Genomic DNA, 19,615 nt, shown 5'->3' with positions numbered 1-19,615 from the left:
ATTGGTAGAAAGGTCTCGGCGCCGTTGCGGCGGCGCCCACCAAGGGGGTTGACACCCCGATCCCAAACCCAAGGAGGATCCATGGGAATCTTCGACAAGGCCAAGGACTTCGCTTCCAACAACCCCGACAAGGCTGATTCGGCGGTCGACAAGGCCGGCGACATGCTCGATCAGAAGACCGGCGGGAAGTACTCCTCGCAGGTCGACAAGGGCCAGGATTTCGCCCGCGGCCAGTACGGCGGCGGCCAGCAGGGTGAGGCCGCTCCGGGCGCCGCCCCCGAGGACCAGGCCGGTGCGCCCGGTCAGCCCGGCCAGCCCGGTCAGCCCGGTCAGCCCGAACAGCAGCAGGGTGGCTTCGACGCTCCCGGTCAGCCCGAGCAGCAGGGCGGCTTCGATGCCCCGCAGCAGCAGGATCAGCAGCCGGGCTTCGACGCCCCGCAGCAGGACCAGGGCCCCGACGCCCCGCAGGGTGAGGGCGAGCAGCGCCAGTTCTGATCCACCCGGATCCACCGACCGGGCCACGGCACCAGCCGTGGCCCGGTCTTTTTGTGCGCAGTGCACAATCCACCAGGGTCGATCCGCATTCTTCTTCTGACAGTGAAATTACTTCTGCAAAGAGATTCTGCAGGTGCAGAAAATGGGTTTGCACGGAATCTATGTCTGCATTTGCATAATGGTGGGCAGATTTGCTTGGATCGACGGAATGCCGTAGTTTCGACACGGCAGTCCGACCGTCTACCCCCGGGGGAACAGCAACAATGTCGATCTCTGCGCGCACTCCATTGCGCGGCATCCTTTCTCTGCTGGCGGCACTCGGTGTGCTCGCCGGCGTCTTGCTGATGGCTCCACCCACCGCCAATGCGGCAGTCATCCCGAATGCGATCACCGGTGTCACCATCACCCGCTCCGATGGCGCCGACGGCCCGCTGCGGCAGTACAACCGGCTCCGCGTGGATGCCACCTGGGCGGTCCCGGACACCGCGCAACCGGGTGACACGTTCAGCCTGACCATCCCCGAGGGTGGACCCGACATCAAGGCGTACACCAGCACCTTCGACATGCGCGATCCCGACGGGAACGTCGTCGGCACCTGCACCGCGACCACGAACCAGATCGATTGCACGCTCGGTGATTACGTCGCCACGCATGACAACGTGCAGGGCACCCTGTTTTTCGAGGGGCAGGCGAACCAGGCCTATGACGGTGACAAGGTCACCTGGATTTCCGACGGAAATGAGATCGAAATCACGCTGCCCGGTGGCGGCGGTGTGATCGGCAGTGACCTTCCGCGGCCCACCGAATCCGCGAAATCGGGTTGGGAGGATCTCGAGGGCGGCAAGCTGACCTACCGGATCGTCGCCCCCTCCGACACCCTGAAGAAGGGCTCGACGATCGTCGACGACTACGACGACCGGCTCACCCTGGAGCGCCCGTTCTGGATCGGGTGGGTCCCGGATTCGGCATGGCCGGTGCGCGGTGGCAATCCGGATCTGTCGCAGGCGAAGCCGCTGGTCGAGGGAGTCGACTACACCTTCACCGACACCGGCAAGGCGTTCACCCTGACCTTCTTGAAGGATCCCGAGCCGAACTCGACCTTCGTGATGCAGTACAAGATGCTGACCCCCGAGGACACCAAGGTCGGCGACACCTTCGACAACTCCGCGGTGATCGCCGGCAAGGAGTCCAAGCAGACGGTGAAAATCGCCAGGGCCGGCGGTGACGGTGATGGGGACACCCCGAAGCCGACGCCGACCCCGACCGCGTCCCCGACCGTGAGCCCGACCCCGACGCCCACCCCGTCGCCGACGCCCACCGTGACCCCGACCCCGACGTGTACGCCGAAGCCGACCCCCACGGCTACGCCGACGCCGAGCGGTACCCCCACGCCGACCGGCACTCCGACCCCGACGGGCACTCCGACCCCGACAGGTACGCCGACACCGACAGGTACGCCGACGCCGACCGGGCCCCCGACGCCGGGCCCGACCGTGTGCCCGACCCCGACGGTGAGCCCGAGCCCCACCGTGAGCCCGATGCCCACACCGGGACCGGTCACCACGGCACCGACGACGCCCACCCCGAGTGACAACGGGAAGGAGCGCGTCGGCGGTCTGGCCAATACCGGCGCCAGGGGGTTCTGACACCCACCCCGCAGGCATGCGCCGCCACCGGTCACCGGTGGCGGCGTTGCCGTGTCCGGAACAGGGGGTGCCGAGGGATATGTTTGCCCGACTTGGTAGACATGGATATCCACGACGACGCGGACCCGCGGTCCCAGCAGGAGGTTCGAATGCGCATCCTCGACAAGATCATGCAGTTCATCCGACGCAACCCCGACAAGGTCGACCGGGTCGTCAACAAGGTCGGTGACGCCGTCGATCGCCGGACCGGCGGCAAGTACCGCAACCAGATCAACCGGGGCCGTGACATGGCCCGCAAGACCTATGGCGACCGGGGCCGTCAGGCCCCCGGCACCAACGGCACCCCTGGCGGTCAGTTCCCCGGGACCAACGGCACGGCGGGCGGTCAGTTCCCCGGCACCAACGGCACCCCGGGCCGCCAGGCCCCCGGCGGCACGAGCGGGACGCCCGGCATGGATGAGCCGCCGGCCCCGCGCCGCGAGGCTCCCCGCGACTGACCCCGGTGCGCCTCAGCGGCAGCCGGTCTGCGGCGCGGGCCGCACCGTCGGCACACCGATCCCGGGCATCCCGAGGGACACCCCGGCGGCGGTGGGCTGTGCGGTGCGCGCCTGCCAGGCGTCTCCCCCACGGGTTCGGCGCAGCCCGGTGATCCCGGAATCGCTGGTCAGGTGGTGCGGTGCGGCGTGGTCGATCACCGCGGTGGCGACATCGCCCGGCCGCGGCCGCAGCGCCGGATCCTCCGGGACCGCGACGTGCACCAGCCGGTTGTCCCGGGCGCGGCCCGACATCCGCCGGGTCCGGTCGTCCTTGCGGCCCTCGTGGTCGGCGAACATCACCTCGACCGGCTGTCCGACGAGCTTCTTGTTCTCCGCCCAGGCGATCTCATCGACCAGCGGCACCAGCCGCTGGTAGCGCTCGGTGACGACGGCCTTGTCGATCTGGTCGGGCATCGTCGCGGCCGGCGTACCGGGGCGGATCGAATACTGGAAGGTGAACGCCGCCGAGAACCGCGCCCGGCGTACCACCTCCAGCGTCTGCTCGAAATCCTCCTCGGTCTCCCCGGGGAAGCCGACGATGATGTCGGTGGTGATCGCCGCCTCCGGCATCGCCTCGCGGACCCGGTCGAGGATCCCGAGGAACCGCTCGGAACGGTAGGAGCGGCGCATCGCGCGCAGCACCCGGTCCGACCCGGACTGCAGCGGCATGTGCAGCTGCGGCATCACGTTCGGCGTCTCGGCCATCGCGGCGATCACGTCGTCGGTGAACGCGGCCGGATGCGGTGAGGTGAACCGGACCCGCTCGAGGCCGTCGATCTCGCCGCAGGCGCGGAGCAGCTTGCCGAACGCCTGCCGGTCGCCGAACTCGACGCCGTAGGAGTTCACATTCTGGCCGAGCAGGGTGATCTCCTGCACCCCGTCGGCGACCAGGGTCTCGATCTCGCGCAGGATGTCACCGGGGCGGCGGTCGGTCTCCTTGCCGCGCAGCGAGGGCACGATGCAGAAGGTGCAGGTGTTGTTGCAACCGACCGAGATCGACACCCAGGCGGCGTACGCCTGATCGCGGCGGGTCGGCAGGTTGGAGGGGAAGGTCTCCAGGGATTCCTTGATCTCGACCTGGGCGGCCTGCTCGATCCGGGCCCGCTCCAGCAGCACCGGCAGGGCGCCGACGTTGTGGGTGCCGAAGACCACGTCCACCCATGGCGCCCGTTCGACGACCGTGTCCCGGTCCTTCTGGGCCATGCAGCCACCGACCGCGATCTGCAGGTCGGGCTTGTGCCGCTTCACCTCGGCCAGATGCCCGAGGTTGCCGTAGAGCCGGTTGTCGGCGTTCTCGCGGACCGCGCAGGTGTTGAAGACGACCACATCCGCATCGCCACCCTCGGCCGCCCGGGCGTACCCGGCCTGCTCCAGCAATCCCGAGATCCGCTCGGAATCGTGCACGTTCATCTGGCAGCCGTAGGTCCGCACCTGATAGGTGCGCGTGGCTTCTGCGGTGCTCGACATGTCCTTCGATCCACTCGGTGACAGGGCGGACCAACTCTACCTCCGCGGGCCATCGGCGACGGGCCACCGGGATGGCCAGATCGCGATTCGATTACGGACATGTACCAATTCGGACAGTCGGCGTCCTCGCCCCACACGGCCCGCTTGCCGGTCGTCTACTGTTCCTGCCAAGGTGCGTCAGCACGTGATCGCGCCCGTCCGCAAGGAGGAGGACCTTTGAGCAACGTCGAGCCCGGTGAGGTCGAGCGTTCCGAACAGGCGGAGACCCCGGTTCAACCGACCGACCAGCAGCTCGCCCAGTCCCAGCTCGCTCCGACGGGCGATGCGCTGGTGCAGATGCAGGCGGTGAACAAGCATTTCGGTCCGCTGCACGTGTTGCGCGATATCAACCTGGACATCGGCCGCGGTGAGGTCGTGGTGGTGATCGGCCCGTCCGGTTCGGGCAAGTCGACGCTGTGCCGCACCATCAACCGGCTGGAGACGATCGACGACGGCACGATCATCATCGACGGTCAGACGCTGCCGACCGAGGGGCCGGGGTTGGCGAAACTGCGCGCCGAGGTCGGGATGGTGTTCCAGTCGTTCAACCTCTTCGCCCACAAGACGATCCTGCAGAACGTCACCCTCGGCCCGACCAAGGTCCGCAAGCTGTCGGCCGGCAAGGCCAAGGAGGAGGCGATGTCCCTGCTGGAGCGGGTCGGTGTCGCCAACCAGGCCGACAAATACCCGGCCCAGCTCTCCGGCGGCCAGCAGCAGCGGGTGGCCATCGCCCGCGCGCTGGCGATGAAGCCGAAGATGATCCTCTTCGACGAACCGACCTCCGCGCTCGACCCGGAGATGGTCAACGAGGTGCTCGACGTGATGGTCGACCTGGCACGCCAGGGCATGACCATGGTGGTGGTCACCCACGAGATGGGCTTCGCACGCAAGGCCGCCAACCGCGTGGTGTTCATGGCCGACGGTCAGATCGTCGAGCAGAACACCCCCGACCAGTTCTTCACCAATCCGCAGAGCGATCGCGCCAAGGACTTCCTCGGCAAGATCCTCAGCCACTGACGCCTGAACACCAGGATCCGCATCCAGAAAGGCATTCCCATGAAAATCACGACTCTCGCGGTAGCGGGCTCCGTGCTCGCCCTGGCGCTCACCGGCTGTGTCGCCGGCGAGTCCGGCACCAGCGCCCAGCCGGGCGCCCAGGGTGGAGAGGGCGGCTCGGTCAAGGTCGGCATCAAGTTCGACCAGCCGGGTCTCGGCCAGAAGGTCGGCGACACCTACAAGGGCTTCGATGTCGACGTGGCCAAGTACGTCGCCAAGGAACTGGGCTACGACCCGGCGAAGATCCAGTGGGTGGAGACCCCCTCGGCCACCCGCGAGACCGCCATCCAGGGCGGTCAGGTGGACATGATCCTGGCGACCTACTCGATCACCGACGAGCGGAAGAAGAAGGTCGACTTCGCCGGTCCCTACTACATCGCCGGCCAGGACCTGCTGGTCCGTGCCGACAACACCGACATCACCGGCCCGCAGTCGCTGAACGGCAAGAAGGTCTGTTCGGTGGCCGGCTCCACCTCGGCGAAGAAGATCAAGGACCAGTACGCCCAGGGCGCCCAGCTCCAGGACTACGACACCTACTCCAAGTGCGCCGAGGCGCTGGCCTCGGGCACCGTCGACGTGCTGACCACCGACGACACGATCCTCGCCGGCTACGCCGCCCAGGACCAGTACAAGGGCAAGTTCAAGGTCGTCGGGAATCCCTTCACCGAAGAGAAGTACGGCGTCGGTATCAAGAAGGGCGACACCGAGATGTGCACCAAGATCAACGCCGCGATCAAGAAGATGATCGATGACGGCTCCTGGCAGAAGGCCCTGGACGACAACCTGGGCCCGGCCGGTTTCAAGCCGAACGCGAAGCTGAACCCGCCGACCCCGGCCGGTAACTGCGGCGCCTGAGCCCGCACGTGGATGGCCCCGATCCTGATTGGGTCGGGGCCATCGACGGCCCGGTGGTCGATCACCGGGTCTCGCTGGTTCTGCTGTGCCTGAGGAAGCCTGAGGAAGGAAGTCCATGTCCGGTTTCGCCGAGTTGTTCTCCGAGTACAACGTCCTGGCAGCCTTCGGGATGACGCTGATTCTGACCGTCTTCTCGGCCATCGGTGCGCTGCTGATCGGCACGATCGTCGCGATCCTGCGCGTCAGCCCGGTGGCCGCGCTGCGGTTCTTCGGGACGGCGTATGTCACCCTGGTCCGCAACACCCCACTGACGCTGATCGTCGTCTTCTGCGCCTTCGGCTTCCTCAACTTCATGGGTGTCCGCCTGTTGCCCGAATCCTCCAGCCTGATGGCGCAGAACGCCGCCTGGTGTGTGGTGGCCCTGTCGATCTATCACGCCAGCTTCGTCGCCGAAGCGATCCGCTCTGGCATCAACACCGTGCCGGTCGGGCAGGCCGAGGCCGCCCGCGCGATCGGGCTCAACTTCGGCCAGACGCTCGGCCAGGTGGTACTGCCGCAGGCCTTCCGAGGCGCCATCGCCCCGCTGGGCAACACGCTGATCGCGCTGACCAAGAACACCACCGTGGTCGCCGCCGTCGGGGTCGCCGAGGCCGCGCTGATGATGAAGAACATGATCGAGTTCAACCCCGATTACATGTTCGCCATCTTCGGCATCGTCGCGCTCGGCTTCGTGATCCTGACCCTGCCGGTCGGCGTGATGTTCACCAATCTCTCCCGAAAGCTGACGGTGCAGCGATGAGCCAGACCGCGAACGTCCTCTTCGACGCGCCCGGGCCCAAGACCCGGCGCCGCAATCTGATCGTCGGCGTGATCGCCACCGCGGTGCTCGTGTTGATCGCCCTGGGCATCCTGTGGGGGTTGCGGGATCAGTACACCCCGGAGAAGCTCGCGATCTTCGCCGATCCGACGACCTGGACCTCGGCCATCCTGCCCGGCATCGTGAACACCTTGCAGGCGGCGGTGATCTCGATCGTGCTGGCAGCCCTGCTCGGCACGCTGCTGGGTCTCGGTCGGCTGTCGGAGTTCGCCCCGCTGCGCGGACTGTGCACGGTGATCGTCGAGTTCTTCCGGGCCGTGCCGGTGCTGGTGATGATGTTCTTCACCTACAGCCTGGTGATCTATGTGCTGATCCCCGCCGGCGTACCGCTGCAGGGCCCGCTGGTCTCGCTGGTCGCCGTGGTCACCGGCCTGACCCTCTACAACGCCTCGGTGATCGCCGAGTTGATCCGCTCCGGCATGCACTCCCTGCCCAGCGGACAGCGCGAGGCCGGTCTCGCTGTCGGCCTCACACCCAGCCAGACCCGAACCTCGATCCTGCTGCCGCAGGCCATCACGGCGATGCTGCCCTCGCTGGTCAGCCAGCTCGTCGTGGTGCTCAAGGACTCGGCGCTCGGTTCGATCGTGCTGTACCCGGAGCTGCTGCGCTCGCTGAACACGCTGGCCTCCAACTACGGCAACACGATCGCCTCCCTGACCGTCGCGGCGATCCTGTTCATCCTCATCAACCTCGCACTGACCACCCTGGCCTCGTTCGTGCAGCGCCGGATGGCCAAGCGCGGTGGCCGGTCGGTGCAGCAGATCACCGAGCAGGCGGGCCTGCCCACCGCCGTCTGACCGCAGTCTCGCGATCGCAACCCAGCTCGCGATCCATCGAATCCTGCGTGCACTCCCCTACCCCTCCAGGGCTCGCGGAATGCACCGAAGACTCGATGGATCGCAGTAGGTAGCGGTCAGGCCGCGCGGAACGACGTTGCGGCGCGCGCCGCGTCGTTGAAGCCACGCCGGAACTGATCGAGGTCATAATAGTCGCTGGTGATCCAACGCGTGACCCACACCCCGGTATCGCGGATCTCGGTCTCCCGACGCCGCTCCCTGCCGATCGCACCGGTCGCCGTCTCCCCCGGCTTCAGCAGCCGGCCGTACTTCGTGAGCCCGTCGAACTCGCCGACCAGCCCGAGGTCCGGCCAGCCATAGTCGGCCCATACGACACGCCCACTCCGCAGCACGATCTTGAACTGGCACACGGGTTCCGGGATGCCGGCCAGCGCCATCGTGGCCCGGCACCGGGACTCACCCGGTGACTCGGAACGGCGATTGCCGAGTTCGATCAGTGCCCGCGCTCGCAGGTTGCCCGGGTGCCGGGTGAGTCGACTGAACAATTCTTCTTTGGGTACGCCCCGGGCGAGCACCGCGTCGACGACCGCCAGACCGTCGCGGAACGACAGGGTCCGGGCAAGATCGACCGCGGTACGCGCCAGTCCGGTGGACGGCAGGCCCGCGATCGTGGTGCGGTCCCGCGCAGTGATACGGGCACGATGATGGAACGCCCTCCGGGTCCGATGCCCGGAACCGCTGCCGGGGCGCAGCAGGTGTACCAGGCCGAGCGAACCGGGTGGCAGCGGCAATCCGTGCAGAACACCGGCGCTGACCTGGCAGAACAGGGTGCCCTCGTCAATCTCACGGGCCGTGGCCACGATCTCCTTCAGGTGCTGCAGTTCCGCTTCCCCCGGTGCGTAACAGCCTGGCCCGAGCGCTTCACCTGGCAACGCGACCATGGCCTCCGGGTCGACCGGCAGGGGTGCATCCATATCGAGGGAGGGGGCGGCACGCGTCCCCTCCTCCGGTAGCGGCTCGGGCTGCCGTGCCCACCCAGGATCGCTCGCCGGGTCATCACTCGCCCGGCAGGCCGGCTCCGGAATCGGGTCCGCCGATCGGAGGACGTCGTCCGGCCCGCAGTCCGCAGGCCAGGCGTACCCTCCCCGCCGCAACCGGATCAGGCGGCCGCCGCGGACCAGGGTGCGGATCGTGTTGGCGCCGACCCCGAGCGCGGCCAACTCCGCGGTGGCGAATATGCGTGGTAGTTCCATGGATCCAGCTCCATTCGCAGGTGATGGCGCCCACCGCGCGATCCATCGAACCGTCGGTTCATCGGTGGAGTGCTCCAGCACGCGACGGATGGGCCCAGGATTCGATGGATCGCACGAGGAGCCCGAGATGTGGCTCGCTGCTTGGCCTACTGGCCCGTCTCAAGGTTCATGAATGGCCGACTGGCCCGTCTCAAGGTTCATGAATGGCCTACTGGCCCGTCTCAAGGTTCATGAATGGCCACGCTGGCCCAAACTCACGGTTCACTGATGGCCGACTGGCCCGCCTCAGGGTGCAACAGATGGCCAGACTGACCCATGCTCAGGGTTCATCGCGCCCACGTCGCGATCCATCGAACCGTGGATTCATCCGTGGAGTGCTCCAGCACGCGACGGATGCACCCAGGGTTCGATGGATCGCAAGCCGATCGCGAGCTCGCGCCACGGCCAGCGATCAGTCGAACTCGGCGGGATCGGTGTCCAACACGTCGGTGAGCACCTGGTTGGCGATGCCGGGGCCGAAGCCGCGGCGGGCCAGGGCGCCGGCGATCCGGCGGCGTTGGACCACCGGCTCGAGGTTCCGCACCGAGCGCAGCTTCTTCTCCGCCAGCGCGTGCGCTGCGGCGTACTCGTCATCGCTGCTGATCTCGGCGACGGTCTCGTTGACCAGGTCGCGGTCCAGGCCCTTGCGCTGCAGCTCCTGGCGTACCCCGGCCCGGGACAGATGCCGGCGCTGTTGCCGGGAATCCACCCAGGCCTCGGCGAACCGGGCATCGTCGACCAGTCCGACCTCGGTCATCCGGTCGAGCACGGCCGTCGCCGCCTCGCCCGGAATCCCCTTCTTGCGCAGGATCTCCGCCAATTCGTGCCGGCTGCGGGCCTGCATGGTCAGCTGCCGCAGCACGATCTGGCGGGCCACCTCCTCCGGGTCGGCGTCCGGCCCGTCATCGGGCGGGGCCTCCCCCCGCCCGCGTCGGCGGCTCAGAAGGCCACCTCACCGGTGACCGGATCGACACCGTCCGGCACCTCGTCCTTGGCGCCCAGACCCATCTTGTCCTTGATCTTCTGCTCGATGTCGCGCGCGACCTCGGGGTTGTTCTTCAGGTAGTTGCGGGCGTTCTCCTTGCCCTGACCGAGCTGGTCGGAGTCATAGGTGAACCAGGCACCCGCCTTGCGGATGATGCCCTGGTCGACACCCATGTCGATCAGGCTGCCCTCGCGGGAAATGCCCTGACCGTAGAGAATGTCGAACTCGGCCTGCTTGAACGGCGGGGCGACCTTGTTCTTCACGACCTTGACCCGGGTGCGGTTGCCGACCATGTCCTGGCCGTCCTTGAGGGTCTCGATCCGGCGCACGTCCAGGCGCACCGAGGAGTAGAACTTCAGCGCCCGACCGCCGGTGGTGGTCTCGGGCGAGCCGAACATCACGCCGATCTTCTCGCGCAGCTGGTTGATGAAGATCGCGGTGGTGCCGGCGCCGCTCAGCGCACCGGTCATCTTCCGCAGCGCCTGGCTCATCAGCCGGGCCTGCAGGCCGACGTGCGAGTCACCCATCTCGCCCTCGATCTCGGCGCGCGGGGTCAGCGCGGCCACCGAGTCGATGACGATCAGATCGAGCGCACCGGAGCGGACCAGCATGTCGGCGATCTCCAGCGCCTGCTCACCGTTGTCGGGCTGGGAGACCAGCAGCGAGTCGGTGTCGACACCGAGCTTCTTCGCGTATTCCGGGTCGAGGGCGTGCTCGGCGTCGATGAACGCGCAGATGCCACCGGCGGTCTGGGCGTTGGCGATGGCGTGCAGCGCCACCGTGGTCTTACCGCTGGACTCCGGGCCATAGATCTCGACCACTCGGCCCCGCGGGATCCCGCCGATGCCGAGCGCGATGTCCAGGGCGATCGAGCCGGTCGGGATGGCGTCGATGGGCGCGGCGGTCTGCTCGCCCAGTCGCATCACCGAGCCCTTGCCGTGCTGCTTGTCGATCTGGGCCAGTGCCGCCTGAAGCGCCTTCTCGCGATCTGCCACAGCCATGGTGTTTCCTTTCTGGGCCGGACCAGGTCCGGATCGGGTGAGTCGTCATCCACACGTTAGGGACCACCACCGACAATCGGTCGGCCGTGACCCCGGACCTGTGGACAGTGCTTCGGGTCGTTCAGCTCGGTGGATAACTTACCCGAACATCTGTTCGAACGAAGCCGACACGCCAATTACCTCGGGAATCACCGGATCACCCGGTTCAGCGGTCGACGGGCGGCAGTTCCAGGGCGGACCAGACCGCCCGCCAGATCGTCTTGCAGGGCACCCCGGCGGCCAGCGCCTCCCGCACGGTCCGCCCCCCGAGCTCGGCCAGGGTCGTCTGGTCGGCCCACACCTGGGCGTACGCCGGGCCCAGATGCTGCCCCATTCGCGCCCACAACTCGGTCTCCCGCACCCGGCAAGTGTAGGTGGCATCCCACGATTGGCGTGACTGTCGGTCCCCCTTGGCAGAATGCCCGCATGGCCGACGATCCGCTGGCCGGCTTCGGGCCGGCGACCCGGGCGTGGTTCACCGATTCGTTCGCCGCTCCGACCCCGGCCCAGGCCGAGGCGTGGCAGGCGATCACCGGCGGTGAGCACGCGCTGGTCGTCGCGCCCACCGGCTCCGGCAAGACCCTGGCCGCCTTCCTGGCCGCGCTCGACGACCTGGTCACCGATCCCCCCGAGCCGGGCGACGGCCCGCGGGTGCTCTACGTCTCCCCGCTGAAGGCGCTCGCGGTCGATGTGGAGCGCAACCTCCGTGCCCCGCTGCGCGGCATCACCCGCGCCGGTGAGCGGCTCGGCCTCGACGTTCCCGAGGTGCGGGTCGGCGTACGCTCCGGCGACACCTCGGCCACCGACCGGCGCCGGCTGCAGGCGACACCGCCGGACATCTTGATCACCACCCCCGAATCGCTGTTCCTGATGCTCACCTCCGCGGCCCGGGAGACGCTGCGCGGGGTCCGCACGGTCATCCTCGACGAGGTGCACGTGCTCGCCGGCAGCAAACGCGGTGCCCATCTGGCCCTGTCGCTGGAGCGACTGGCCCGGCTCACCGACCACCCCTTCCAGCGGATCGGGTTGTCGGCGACGGTGCGTCCGCCGGAGCGGGTCGCGGAGTTCCTGACCGCCAGCGCCCCGGTCCGGTTGGTGCTGCCAGCCAACGAGAAGCGCTGGGATCTGCAGGTCGTCGTGCCGGTCGAGGACATGGCCGATCCCGGGGCCGGCAGCGAGACCGCCGAGCGCCGCTCGATGTGGCCGCACCTGACCGACCAGATCCTCGATGAGGTGCTGGCCCACCGCTCCACGATCGTGTTCACCAACTCCCGCCGGATCGCGGAGCGGCTCACCGCCCAGCTCAACGAGGCGTACGCCGAACGCCTCGGCGCCGACGTGCCCCGTGATGTCGAATCACCGGCCGCCGTGCTCGCGCAATCCGGTGTCAGCAAGGGAATCGACGGCTCCGACGAAGACGCCCCGGTGATCGCCCGTGCCCACCACGGCTCGGTGTCGAAGGACCAGCGGGCCATCGTCGAGGACGAGCTGAAGTCAGGGCGGTTGCGTTGTGTGGTGGCGACCTCCTCGCTCGAACTGGGCATCGACATGGGCGCGGTCGACGCGGTCGTCCAGGTCGAATCCCCGCCCTCGGTGGCGAGCGGCCTGCAGCGCGTCGGCCGCGCCGGCCACCAGGTCGACGCGATCTCCCGCGGGCTCTTCCTGCCCGCCCATCGCGGCGATCTGATCGAGACCGCCTCGGTGGTGGAACGGATGCGCGCCGGGCTGATCGAGGAGGTCGCCGAGCTGCACAATCCGCTCGACGTGCTGGCCCAGCAGATCGTCGCGATCTGTGCCGGGGAAGAGATCGCGGTCGATGAGCTGTTCGATCTGGTACGCCGCAGCGCCGGCTTCACCCGGTTGCCGCGCAGCGCCTTCACCGGGGTGCTGGACATGCTCGCCGGCCGCTATCCGAGCGAGGAGTTCGCCGAGCTGCGGCCCCGGTTGACCTGGGACCGGGAGCGGGATCTGCTCACCGGCCGCCCCGGTGCGCAACGGCTCGCGGTGACCTCCGGGGGCACCATCCCCGACCGCGGCATGTTCGGCGTCTTCCTGGTCGGCGGCGACGAGCGCGGCGGCGCCGGCCGGCGGGTCGGCGAGCTCGATGAGGAGATGGTCTACGAGTCCCGGGTCGGTGACGTGTTCACCCTCGGCACCACGGCCTGGCGGATCGAGGCGATCACCCACGACCAGGTGCAGGTCTCCCCCGCCGGCGGCCAACCCGGCCGATTGCCCTTCTGGAAGGGCGATTCCCCCGGCCGGCCGTTGGAGCTGGGGCTGGCCCAGGGCGAGCTGGTCCGCGCCCTCGGCGGTGCGGACGAACCGGCCACCGAGCGGCTCAACGGCATCGGCCTGGATCGCCGCGCCCGCGACAACCTGATGGCCTATCTCGACGAGCAGCGACAGGCCACCGGGGTCCTGCCGACCGACAGCACCGTGGTGCTGGAACGATTCCGCGACGAGCTCGGGGACTGGCAGCTCTGCCTTCACGCCGGCCTCGGTACACCCGTGCTCGCGCCCTGGGCGCTGGCGATCGGCCGGCAGGCCCGGGAGCGGCTCGGTGTCGAGGTGCACGCCACCGCCACCAACGACGGCATCGTGATCCGGGTACCCGACTCCGACGGCGCCCCGCCGGGTGCCGATCTGGTCGTGGTCGACCCCGAGGACCTGGAGCAGATCGTCACCGCCGAGGTCACCGGGTCGGCGCTGTTCGCCGCCCGCTTCCGGGAGTGCGCCGCGCGGGCGCTGCTGCTGCCGCGCCGCGACCCCAGGGCCCGCACTCCCCTGTGGCAGCAGCGAATGCGGGCAGCACAGCTGCTCGAGGTGGCGGCCGGGCATCCCGATTTCCCGATCGTGCTGGAGACGGTGCGCGAATGCCTGCACGACGTCTTCGACCTGCCCGGGCTGCTCACCCTGCAACGCCAGATCGCCGCCCGGCAGCTGCGGGTGGTGGAGGTGGAGACCCCGCGTGCCTCGCCGATGGCGCGGTCGTTGCTGTTCGGCTATGTGGGCCAGTTCGTCTACGAGGGCGACAGCCCGCTGGCCGAGCGACGCGCGGCAGCGCTGTCGCTGGACAGCGGGCTGTTGGCCGAGTTGTTGGGCAACGATGCGCTGCGCCAAGTGCTCGACCCGGAGGTGATCGCCGAGGTCGCCGCCGAGCTGCAGTGGCTGGCAGCCGGCCGGCAGGCCACCGGCACCGAGTCGGTCTTCGACCTGATCCGCACCATCGGCCCACTGTCGGCCGCCGAGGTCGCCCAGCGCAGCGCCGAGGGCGTCGCCGAACCGGCGATCACCGCGCTCATCGACCAGCGGCGGGTGGTGCCGGTGCGGGTCGCCGGCGCCGAGCGGTTGGCGGTGGTCGAGGATCTCCCCCGCCTCGCCGACGCCCTCGGCGTACCAGCCCCGCCCGGATTCGGCGTCACCGTCGCCGAGGGGGACCCGCTGCGGGATCTGGTGCTGCGCTTCGCCCGCAGCCACGGTCCGTTCACCGAACGCGAGGTCGCCGACCGGCTCGGCCTGGGGGTGTCGGTGGTCGCCGCCGAACTGCGCGAGCTGACCAGCCGCGGCACCCTGGTGCAGGGCAGCTTCGACCCGAGCCCGGGTGCCGAACACCTGCGGCAGTGGTGCCATCACCGGGTGCTCGGGTTGATCCGGCGGCGCACCCTGGCGGCGCTGCGGGCCGCGGTGGAACCGGTCGACCAGGCCAGCTACGGCCGTTTCCTGCCGGCCTGGCAGGGGGTCGGCGGGGACGCCCACGGCATCGATGCGGTCGCCCAGACCCTCGACCAGCTCGCGGGTGCGGTGATCCCGGCGTCGATGCTGGAGACGATGGTGCTGCCGGCCAGAGTCCGGGACTACCAGCCGGCGATGCTCGATGAGTTGCTGGCTGCCGGGGAGTTCAGCTGGACCGGGGACGGTGCGATCGGTGGCAACGACGGCTGGGTGCGGTTCTGGCCGGCCGACCTGGCGATCGCACCGCCCATCGCACCGGGCGATGACCTCACCCCCGCCGCGGCCGGGATGCTGACCCGGCTGGAGCGCGGCGGCGGCTGGTTCTTCGACGATCTGCTCGACCCGGAGCTGTCCCGCGGTGACCAGGAGCGGGCGCTGTGGGAGCTGGTCTGGGCCGGCCGGGCCCGTGCGGACACCTTTGCCCCGGTGCGGGCACTGGCCACCGGCGGGGCGCTGAAATCGAAGCGTACGCCGCGGGTCCGGTCCCGCTCGGGGACGTTGCGCGCCGCCCGCCGGCAGCTGCGCCCGCCGACCGCGCCGACCACGGTGGGCCGCTGGGCGGCGCCCCCGCTCTCACCCGAGGCGGCCGAGCGGGCGGCGACCGAGCGGCTGGTGCTGCAGTTGGACCGCTACGGCGTGCTGACCCGCGGCAGTGTCCTCGCCGAGCAGCCCGGAGCCTCCTTCGGGCCGAGCTATCGCGCGCTGTCCCGGCTGGAGGAGACCGGCCAGTGCCTGCGCGGCTATTTCATCGATGGGTTGGGCGCGGCCCAGTTCGCCACCTCGGCGACCGTCGACCGACTCCGCGGTCAGGGTCCGGTCGGTGCGGTGGTGTTGGCCGCCAGCGACCCCGCCAATCCTTACGGTGCGGCGCTGCCCTGGCCCGAACGCGACGGGCATCGGCCCAGCCGGAAGGCCGGTGCGGTGGTGGTGCTGGTGGAGGGGCGGCTGGTGCTGCATCTGGAACGCGGGGTACGCACGGTGCTCACCTTTCCCGGCGATGATCCGGCCGCGGACCTGGGCGCCGCCGCGACGGCGTTGGCGGAGGTGATCCGGGCGCGCCGGATGCCGGGGCTCACCATCGAGAAGGCCGACGGCGGCCACATCTTCGATCATCCGCTGCGCGCCGCGTTGGAACAGGCGGGCTTCACGATGACACCGCAGGGGCTGCGGCTGCGTGGGTGAGCGGCCTCAGGCCGCGGCGCGCACCTCGGCCACCGGGCGAATCGGCCGCTCCGAGATGACCAGCTTGTCGCTCACCGTGGACAACAGCGACGACAGCGGCAGATCGAGCGAGGTGCAGATGGCTGCCAGCAGCTCGCTGGAGGCCTCCTTCTGGCCGCGCTCGACCTCGGAGAGATAACCGAGGCTGACCCGGGCCATGCCGGAGACCTCACGCAGCGTGCGTCCCTGATGGACCCGCTCCTCGCGCAGGGTCTCACCGAGCAACTCACGCAAGAGCATCGGCTTGCCTTCCTCCTCGGCCATGGATCCGACTCTACCCAATGGGGGTAGCGGTGCACAGACCCGGCACGCTGGTCCGCCCTCAGCAGAACCGTTGTGTGCGCAGGATTATTCCGAATCGAGCAGCTCGGTGAGTACGCCGAGGGCGGCGGCCGCTGCGGCGTACCTGATCTCGGCCCGATCCCCGGCCAACCGCAGCTCCCGGTGCTCGGCGCCCGCTGCGGCGTACCAGCCGCAGAACACGGTGCCGGCCGGATGCCCCTCCTGCGGGTCCGGGCCGGCGACCCCGGTCAGCGCGATCCCGATGTCGGCGCCGCAGCGTGCCGCGGCCCCGGCGGCCATCCCCCGGGCGGTCTGCGCGGAGACGGCGCCGTGACGCGCCAGCTCCTCCGCATCCACCCCGCCCAGGCTGGCCTTCAGGTCGGTGGCATAGGGGATCAGTCCGCCGCGATAGACCGCCGACGCCCCGGAGACCCCGGTCAACGCAGCCCCGAGCAGCCCACCGGTCAGCGATTCGGCGGTGGCGACGCTACGCCCGGAGCGCACCGCGGCCGCGATCACCGGCTCGGCCAGGCGTACCAACTCGGGCAGGCCCACCGGACCGGGAGCGGGCTCATTCGTCATCGCGTCGCGGACCGGTGAGCTGCTCGCGCACGTAGTCGATCCCGGTGAACACGGTGACGATCACCGCGACCGCCATCAGGATCCAGGAGACGATCTCGGGGATCACCTCGGTCGAGATCGGCTGGCCCCACTGGTACCCGGGCAGGGGCAGCAGATAGAGAACCAGCGCGATCGCCTGCACGGTGGTCTTGAACTTGCCGCCCTTGTTGGCCGCCAGCACCACTCCGCGGCGCAGCAGCACGAAGCGCATCACGGTGATGCCCCACTCGCGGACCAGCACCAGGATCGTCACCCACCAGGGCAGTTCCCCGAGGATGCTCAGCCCGATGAAGGCCATCCCGGTGAGCGCCTTGTCGGCGATCGGGTCGGCGATCTTGCCGAAGTCGGTGACCAGGTTGTAGCGGCGGGCCCACCAGCCGTCCACGAAGTCGGTCAGGATGGCGACCACGAAGACGGCGGTGGTGATCTGCCGCCAGGTCGGGTCGTGCGGATAGCTGAGCAGCAGCACCGCGAAGACCGGGACGGCCAGCAACCGGATCGCGGTCAGCACGTTGGGGCCGTTGATCTGGGACCTGGTCGCATCGGCCGGGGTCGGCTGGGCGTTCATCGGGTCACCTCCACGATCAGGTCGACTCCCTCGCTGGCCACGACGGTACCGGAGACGAAGGTTCCGACCGCCGCGCTGGAGCCGACCAGTTCGCTGCAACCGTCCACCTCGGGCCCCTGGTGCGCGGCCCGGCCGAGCAACCGGCCTTCCTCGTCGATCTCCTCGACCAGCACCCGGACCGATTCGCCGATCCGCTCCTCGGCCCGCTGGTCGACCAGCTCGGCGGCCAGGTCGGCGACGGCCGCGCGACGGGCCTCGACCTCGTCGGGGTCGACCTTGTCGCCCATCCCGGCGGCCTCGGTGCCCTCCTCATCGGAATAGCCGAAGACACCGATCGCATCGAGTCGGGCGGCGCTGAGGAAGTCGCTGAGCACCTGCACATCCTGCTCGGTCTCACCCGGGAAACCGAGGATCACGTTGGAGCGGATCCCGGCGGTCGGGGCGAGGCCGCGGACCTGGTCGATCAGCCCGAGGAAGGAGTCCGGGTCGCCGAAGCGCCGCATCCGGCGCAGCACCGGATTGCTGGCGTGCTGGAAGGAGAGGTCGAAATAGGGCACCACCTTGTCGGTGCTGCAGATCGCCTTGACCAGGTCGGGTCGGGTCTCGGCCGGTTGCAGATAGGAGACCCGGATCCAGTCCAACCCCTCGACCGCGGACAGCTCGCCGAGCAGTTTCTCCAGGCTGCGCAGATCGCCGAGATCCTTGCCGTAGGAGGAGGAGTTCTCGCTGACCAGGAACACCTCGCGGACCCCGTGGTCGACCAGCCAGCGGGCCTCGGCGACGATCTCCTCGGGCCGGCGGGAGAGGTAGGCCCCGCGGAAGGCGGGGATGGCGCAGAAGGCGCAGCGTCGGTCGCAGCCGGAGGCGAGCTTGAGCGGCGCCATCGGACCGGAACCGAGCCGGCGGCGCAGCACCCGGGCACCGGTGTTGGCGATCGAGCCGGTGACCTCCGGCGATTCCTTCGGTGGGGCGGCCTGCTGCTGGGCGGCGGCCTGCCGGTCCACCGGGCTGAGCGGCAGCAGCGTACGCCGATCGCGCGGCACGTGCGCGGCGGGACGGGCCCCGTCGAGGATGGCGCGCAGCCGCTCGTCGATGTCGGCATAGGAGTCGAAGCCGAGCACCGCGTCCGCCTCGGGCAGTTCCTCGGCGAGCTCGGTGCCGTAGCGCTCGGCCATGCAGCCGACGGCGACCACCGCCCGCGCGGAGCCCTGCTCCTTGAGATCGGCGGCCGCCATCAGCGTGTTGATCGAGTCGAGCTTGGCGGCCTCGATGAAGCCACAGGTGTTCACCAGCACCGCCTCGGCGTTCTCGGCCTCGTCGACGAGCCGGAAACCGCCGGCCTCCAGACGTGCCGCGAGCTCCTCGGAGTCGACGTCGTTGCGGGCGCAGCCGAGGCTGACCAGATGAACGGGAGTGGTCTCAGTCATGTCCCCACCAGCGTATCCGGCCAGCGCCGCCGCGCCGAACCCTGCGCAGGTCTCGATCCGGCCTCAACCGGTCAGCGGCATCGGCCGGACACGCCCGGTCCAGGCCGCCAGCCGTTCGGTCGGGCCGGCATCGGCGGCCGGGGTGACCGGGGCGGCGAACGGGATCTCCGCCCCGCCGCGCGGTTCGGCGGGCAGCGCCCGCTGCATCATCACCAGCAGCAGGGTGGCGGTCTGCGGGTCGCCCTCGCTGGGTTGGTCGGTGGCGACGGCCAGGTCCCAGCCGTGCACGACGTTCTCACTGGTCATGATCGCCAGCGCCACCCCGCCCGGTACGGTGCCGAACGGGCCGGTGACGGTCTGGGTCTGCAGGTCCGCGGCGGACCAGTCGGCCCAGGCCCGCTGCCCCTGTGCGGCGAGGTCGCGGAGCTGGTCGGCGATCGCGGCCGGGTCGGTGCTGGTCAGCGGCACGCCGGCCGGGCTGTCGCCCACCCGGCGAGTGGTGGCGTAGGAGATGATCCGCAGCTGGACGCCGAACAGGTGCTCGACCAGCCCGGTGACGGTGAACTCGCTGCACGGGGTGGGCAGGTCGAGCTGCTCCGGATCGGTCGCCGCGACCAGCTCGCAGATCCGGGTCTGGGCGGTGGTGAGCTGCGGTCGGAGATCGGGGAGGTTCATCGGG

Annotated in this window: 18 protein-coding genes; 8 read left to right on the top strand and 10 right to left on the bottom strand. The window is 69.5% G+C overall.

Features of this window, described 5'->3' with window-relative positions; all coding sequences use genetic code 11:
• The first annotated feature begins 81 nt into the window (after window positions 1-81).
• The 3 genes from BI335_RS22340 (at window position 82) to BI335_RS01745 (ending at window position 2,638) form a co-directional block, all read left to right on the top strand.
• Window positions 82-495 carry an antitoxin gene (locus BI335_RS22340; RefSeq protein ID WP_094429465.1) on the top strand — a complete coding sequence of 138 codons (414 nt, stop codon included), beginning with the start codon at window positions 82-84 and terminating at the stop codon, window positions 493-495.
• Window positions 496-758: 263 nt separating this feature from the next.
• Window positions 759-2,141 carry an Ig-like domain-containing protein gene (locus BI335_RS21295; protein ID WP_172421673.1) on the top strand — a complete coding sequence of 461 codons (1,383 nt, stop codon included), beginning with the start codon at window positions 759-761 and terminating at the stop codon, window positions 2,139-2,141.
• A 149-nt stretch (window positions 2,142-2,290) separates the two neighbouring features.
• On the top strand, window positions 2,291-2,638 hold the full coding sequence (locus tag BI335_RS01745; RefSeq protein WP_166646642.1) for an antitoxin: 348 nt from the start codon (window positions 2,291-2,293) through the stop codon (window positions 2,636-2,638).
• 12 nt (window positions 2,639-2,650) lie between these two features.
• Here BI335_RS01745 and miaB read toward each other — a convergent pair whose 3' ends face one another.
• Window positions 2,651-4,144: a tRNA (N6-isopentenyl adenosine(37)-C2)-methylthiotransferase MiaB gene (gene miaB / locus BI335_RS01740; protein WP_094429463.1), complete on the bottom strand. Its 1,494-nt coding sequence runs from the start codon at window positions 4,142-4,144 to the stop codon at window positions 2,651-2,653.
• A gap of 336 nt (window positions 4,145-4,480) precedes the next feature.
• Between miaB and BI335_RS01735 the strand changes: the two genes are divergently transcribed.
• The 4 genes from BI335_RS01735 to BI335_RS01720 all read left to right on the top strand — a co-directional run bounded on the left by BI335_RS01735 (window position 4,481) and on the right by BI335_RS01720 (window position 7,768).
• A complete protein-coding gene (locus tag BI335_RS01735; RefSeq protein ID WP_094356256.1) occupies window positions 4,481-5,200 on the top strand; it encodes an amino acid ABC transporter ATP-binding protein in 720 nt (239 codons plus the stop codon).
• A 39-nt stretch (window positions 5,201-5,239) separates the two neighbouring features.
• Window positions 5,240-6,094 (top strand): glutamate ABC transporter substrate-binding protein, encoded by an 855-nt coding sequence (locus tag BI335_RS01730; protein WP_094400471.1) that lies wholly within the window; start codon window positions 5,240-5,242, stop codon window positions 6,092-6,094.
• A 115-nt stretch (window positions 6,095-6,209) separates the two neighbouring features.
• Complete coding sequence (locus tag BI335_RS01725; RefSeq protein WP_094406490.1) at window positions 6,210-6,893, top strand: amino acid ABC transporter permease; 684 nt, start codon at window positions 6,210-6,212, stop codon at window positions 6,891-6,893.
• Window positions 6,890-7,768, top strand: a complete 879-nt coding sequence (locus BI335_RS01720; RefSeq protein WP_094429462.1) for an amino acid ABC transporter permease — start codon at window positions 6,890-6,892, stop codon at window positions 7,766-7,768. Before BI335_RS01725 ends, BI335_RS01720 begins: the two co-directional genes overlap by 4 nt.
• Window positions 7,769-7,884: 116 nt before the next feature.
• Here the strand turns inward: BI335_RS01720 and BI335_RS01715 are convergent, their stop codons facing one another.
• From BI335_RS01715 to BI335_RS01700, 4 genes are all read right to left on the bottom strand, one after another.
• Entirely contained in the window at window positions 7,885-9,021 is a 1,137-nt protein-coding gene (locus BI335_RS01715; protein ID WP_144009053.1) for a type IV toxin-antitoxin system AbiEi family antitoxin domain-containing protein, read from the bottom strand.
• Window positions 9,022-9,472: 451 nt separating this feature from the next.
• Window positions 9,473-9,937, bottom strand: a complete 465-nt coding sequence (locus tag BI335_RS01710) for a regulatory protein RecX (RefSeq protein ID WP_094406496.1) — start codon at window positions 9,935-9,937, stop codon at window positions 9,473-9,475.
• A 62-nt stretch (window positions 9,938-9,999) separates the two neighbouring features.
• A complete protein-coding gene (recA, locus tag BI335_RS01705) occupies window positions 10,000-11,046 on the bottom strand; it encodes a recombinase RecA (protein WP_094356135.1) in 1,047 nt (348 codons plus the stop codon).
• A gap of 205 nt (window positions 11,047-11,251) precedes the next feature.
• Complete coding sequence (locus BI335_RS01700; RefSeq protein WP_094356136.1) at window positions 11,252-11,446, bottom strand: DUF3046 domain-containing protein; 195 nt, start codon at window positions 11,444-11,446, stop codon at window positions 11,252-11,254.
• Between the two features lie 65 nt (window positions 11,447-11,511).
• Between BI335_RS01700 and BI335_RS01695 the strand changes: the two genes are divergently transcribed.
• Window positions 11,512-15,999, top strand: a complete 4,488-nt coding sequence (locus BI335_RS01695) for an ATP-dependent helicase (RefSeq protein ID WP_094356137.1) — start codon at window positions 11,512-11,514, stop codon at window positions 15,997-15,999.
• 6 nt (window positions 16,000-16,005) lie between these two features.
• On the opposite strand, the gene BI335_RS01690 is transcribed toward BI335_RS01695, so the two are convergent.
• The 5 genes from BI335_RS01690 to BI335_RS01670 all read right to left on the bottom strand — a co-directional run bounded on the left by BI335_RS01690 (window position 16,006) and on the right by BI335_RS01670 (window position 19,611).
• A complete protein-coding gene (locus tag BI335_RS01690) occupies window positions 16,006-16,302 on the bottom strand; it encodes a helix-turn-helix domain-containing protein (RefSeq protein ID WP_179251222.1) in 297 nt (98 codons plus the stop codon).
• An 84-nt stretch (window positions 16,303-16,386) separates the two neighbouring features.
• On the bottom strand, window positions 16,387-16,902 hold the full coding sequence (locus BI335_RS01685; RefSeq protein WP_094356138.1) for a CinA family protein: 516 nt from the start codon (window positions 16,900-16,902) through the stop codon (window positions 16,387-16,389).
• The gene (gene pgsA, locus BI335_RS01680) at window positions 16,892-17,509 is read right to left on the bottom strand and encodes a CDP-diacylglycerol--glycerol-3-phosphate 3-phosphatidyltransferase (RefSeq protein ID WP_094356139.1); all 618 of its coding nucleotides are present in this window, start codon (window positions 17,507-17,509) and stop codon (window positions 16,892-16,894) included. Before pgsA ends, BI335_RS01685 begins: the two co-directional genes overlap by 11 nt.
• Complete coding sequence (gene rimO / locus BI335_RS01675) at window positions 17,506-18,936, bottom strand: 30S ribosomal protein S12 methylthiotransferase RimO (RefSeq protein WP_094356140.1); 1,431 nt, start codon at window positions 18,934-18,936, stop codon at window positions 17,506-17,508. The genes pgsA and rimO overlap by 4 nt, the downstream gene beginning before the upstream one ends.
• Before the next feature lie 63 nt (window positions 18,937-18,999).
• Window positions 19,000-19,611 carry a TIGR03086 family metal-binding protein gene (locus BI335_RS01670; protein WP_094356141.1) on the bottom strand — a complete coding sequence of 204 codons (612 nt, stop codon included), beginning with the start codon at window positions 19,609-19,611 and terminating at the stop codon, window positions 19,000-19,002.
• Window positions 19,612-19,615 lie beyond the last annotated feature (4 nt).

The sequence above is a fragment of the Enemella evansiae genome (assembly GCF_002250705.1).
Classification (GTDB): domain Bacteria; phylum Actinomycetota; class Actinomycetes; order Propionibacteriales; family Propionibacteriaceae; genus Enemella; species Enemella evansiae.
This window is presented reverse-complemented; position numbering and strand designations above follow the sequence as displayed.

What these genes read in the sequence shown, in the direction of transcription:
- BI335_RS22340 (WP_094429465.1), top strand. Translation starts at nt 82, where the DNA reads ATGGGAATCTTCGACAAGGCCAAGGACTTCGCTTCCAACAACCCCGAC.
- BI335_RS21295 (WP_172421673.1), top strand. Translation starts at nt 759, where the DNA reads ATGTCGATCTCTGCGCGCACTCCATTGCGCGGCATCCTTTCTCTGCTG.
- BI335_RS01745 (WP_166646642.1), top strand. Translation starts at nt 2,291, where the DNA reads ATGCGCATCCTCGACAAGATCATGCAGTTCATCCGACGCAACCCCGAC.
- miaB (WP_094429463.1), bottom strand. Translation starts at nt 4,144, where the DNA reads ATGTCGAGCACCGCAGAAGCCACGCGCACCTATCAGGTGCGGACCTAC.
- BI335_RS01735 (WP_094356256.1), top strand. Translation starts at nt 4,481, where the DNA reads ATGCAGGCGGTGAACAAGCATTTCGGTCCGCTGCACGTGTTGCGCGAT.
- BI335_RS01730 (WP_094400471.1), top strand. Translation starts at nt 5,240, where the DNA reads ATGAAAATCACGACTCTCGCGGTAGCGGGCTCCGTGCTCGCCCTGGCG.
- BI335_RS01725 (WP_094406490.1), top strand. Translation starts at nt 6,210, where the DNA reads ATGTCCGGTTTCGCCGAGTTGTTCTCCGAGTACAACGTCCTGGCAGCC.
- BI335_RS01720 (WP_094429462.1), top strand. Translation starts at nt 6,890, where the DNA reads ATGAGCCAGACCGCGAACGTCCTCTTCGACGCGCCCGGGCCCAAGACC.
- BI335_RS01715 (WP_144009053.1), bottom strand. Translation starts at nt 9,021, where the DNA reads ATGGAACTACCACGCATATTCGCCACCGCGGAGTTGGCCGCGCTCGGG.
- recA (WP_094356135.1), bottom strand. Translation starts at nt 11,046, where the DNA reads ATGGCTGTGGCAGATCGCGAGAAGGCGCTTCAGGCGGCACTGGCCCAG.
- BI335_RS01695 (WP_094356137.1), top strand. Translation starts at nt 11,512, where the DNA reads ATGGCCGACGATCCGCTGGCCGGCTTCGGGCCGGCGACCCGGGCGTGG.
- BI335_RS01690 (WP_179251222.1), bottom strand. Translation starts at nt 16,302, where the DNA reads ATGGCCGAGGAGGAAGGCAAGCCGATGCTCTTGCGTGAGTTGCTCGGT.
- BI335_RS01685 (WP_094356138.1), bottom strand. Translation starts at nt 16,902, where the DNA reads ATGACGAATGAGCCCGCTCCCGGTCCGGTGGGCCTGCCCGAGTTGGTA.
- pgsA (WP_094356139.1), bottom strand. Translation starts at nt 17,509, where the DNA reads ATGAACGCCCAGCCGACCCCGGCCGATGCGACCAGGTCCCAGATCAAC.
- rimO (WP_094356140.1), bottom strand. Translation starts at nt 18,936, where the DNA reads ATGACTGAGACCACTCCCGTTCATCTGGTCAGCCTCGGCTGCGCCCGC.
- BI335_RS01670 (WP_094356141.1), bottom strand. Translation starts at nt 19,611, where the DNA reads ATGAACCTCCCCGATCTCCGACCGCAGCTCACCACCGCCCAGACCCGG.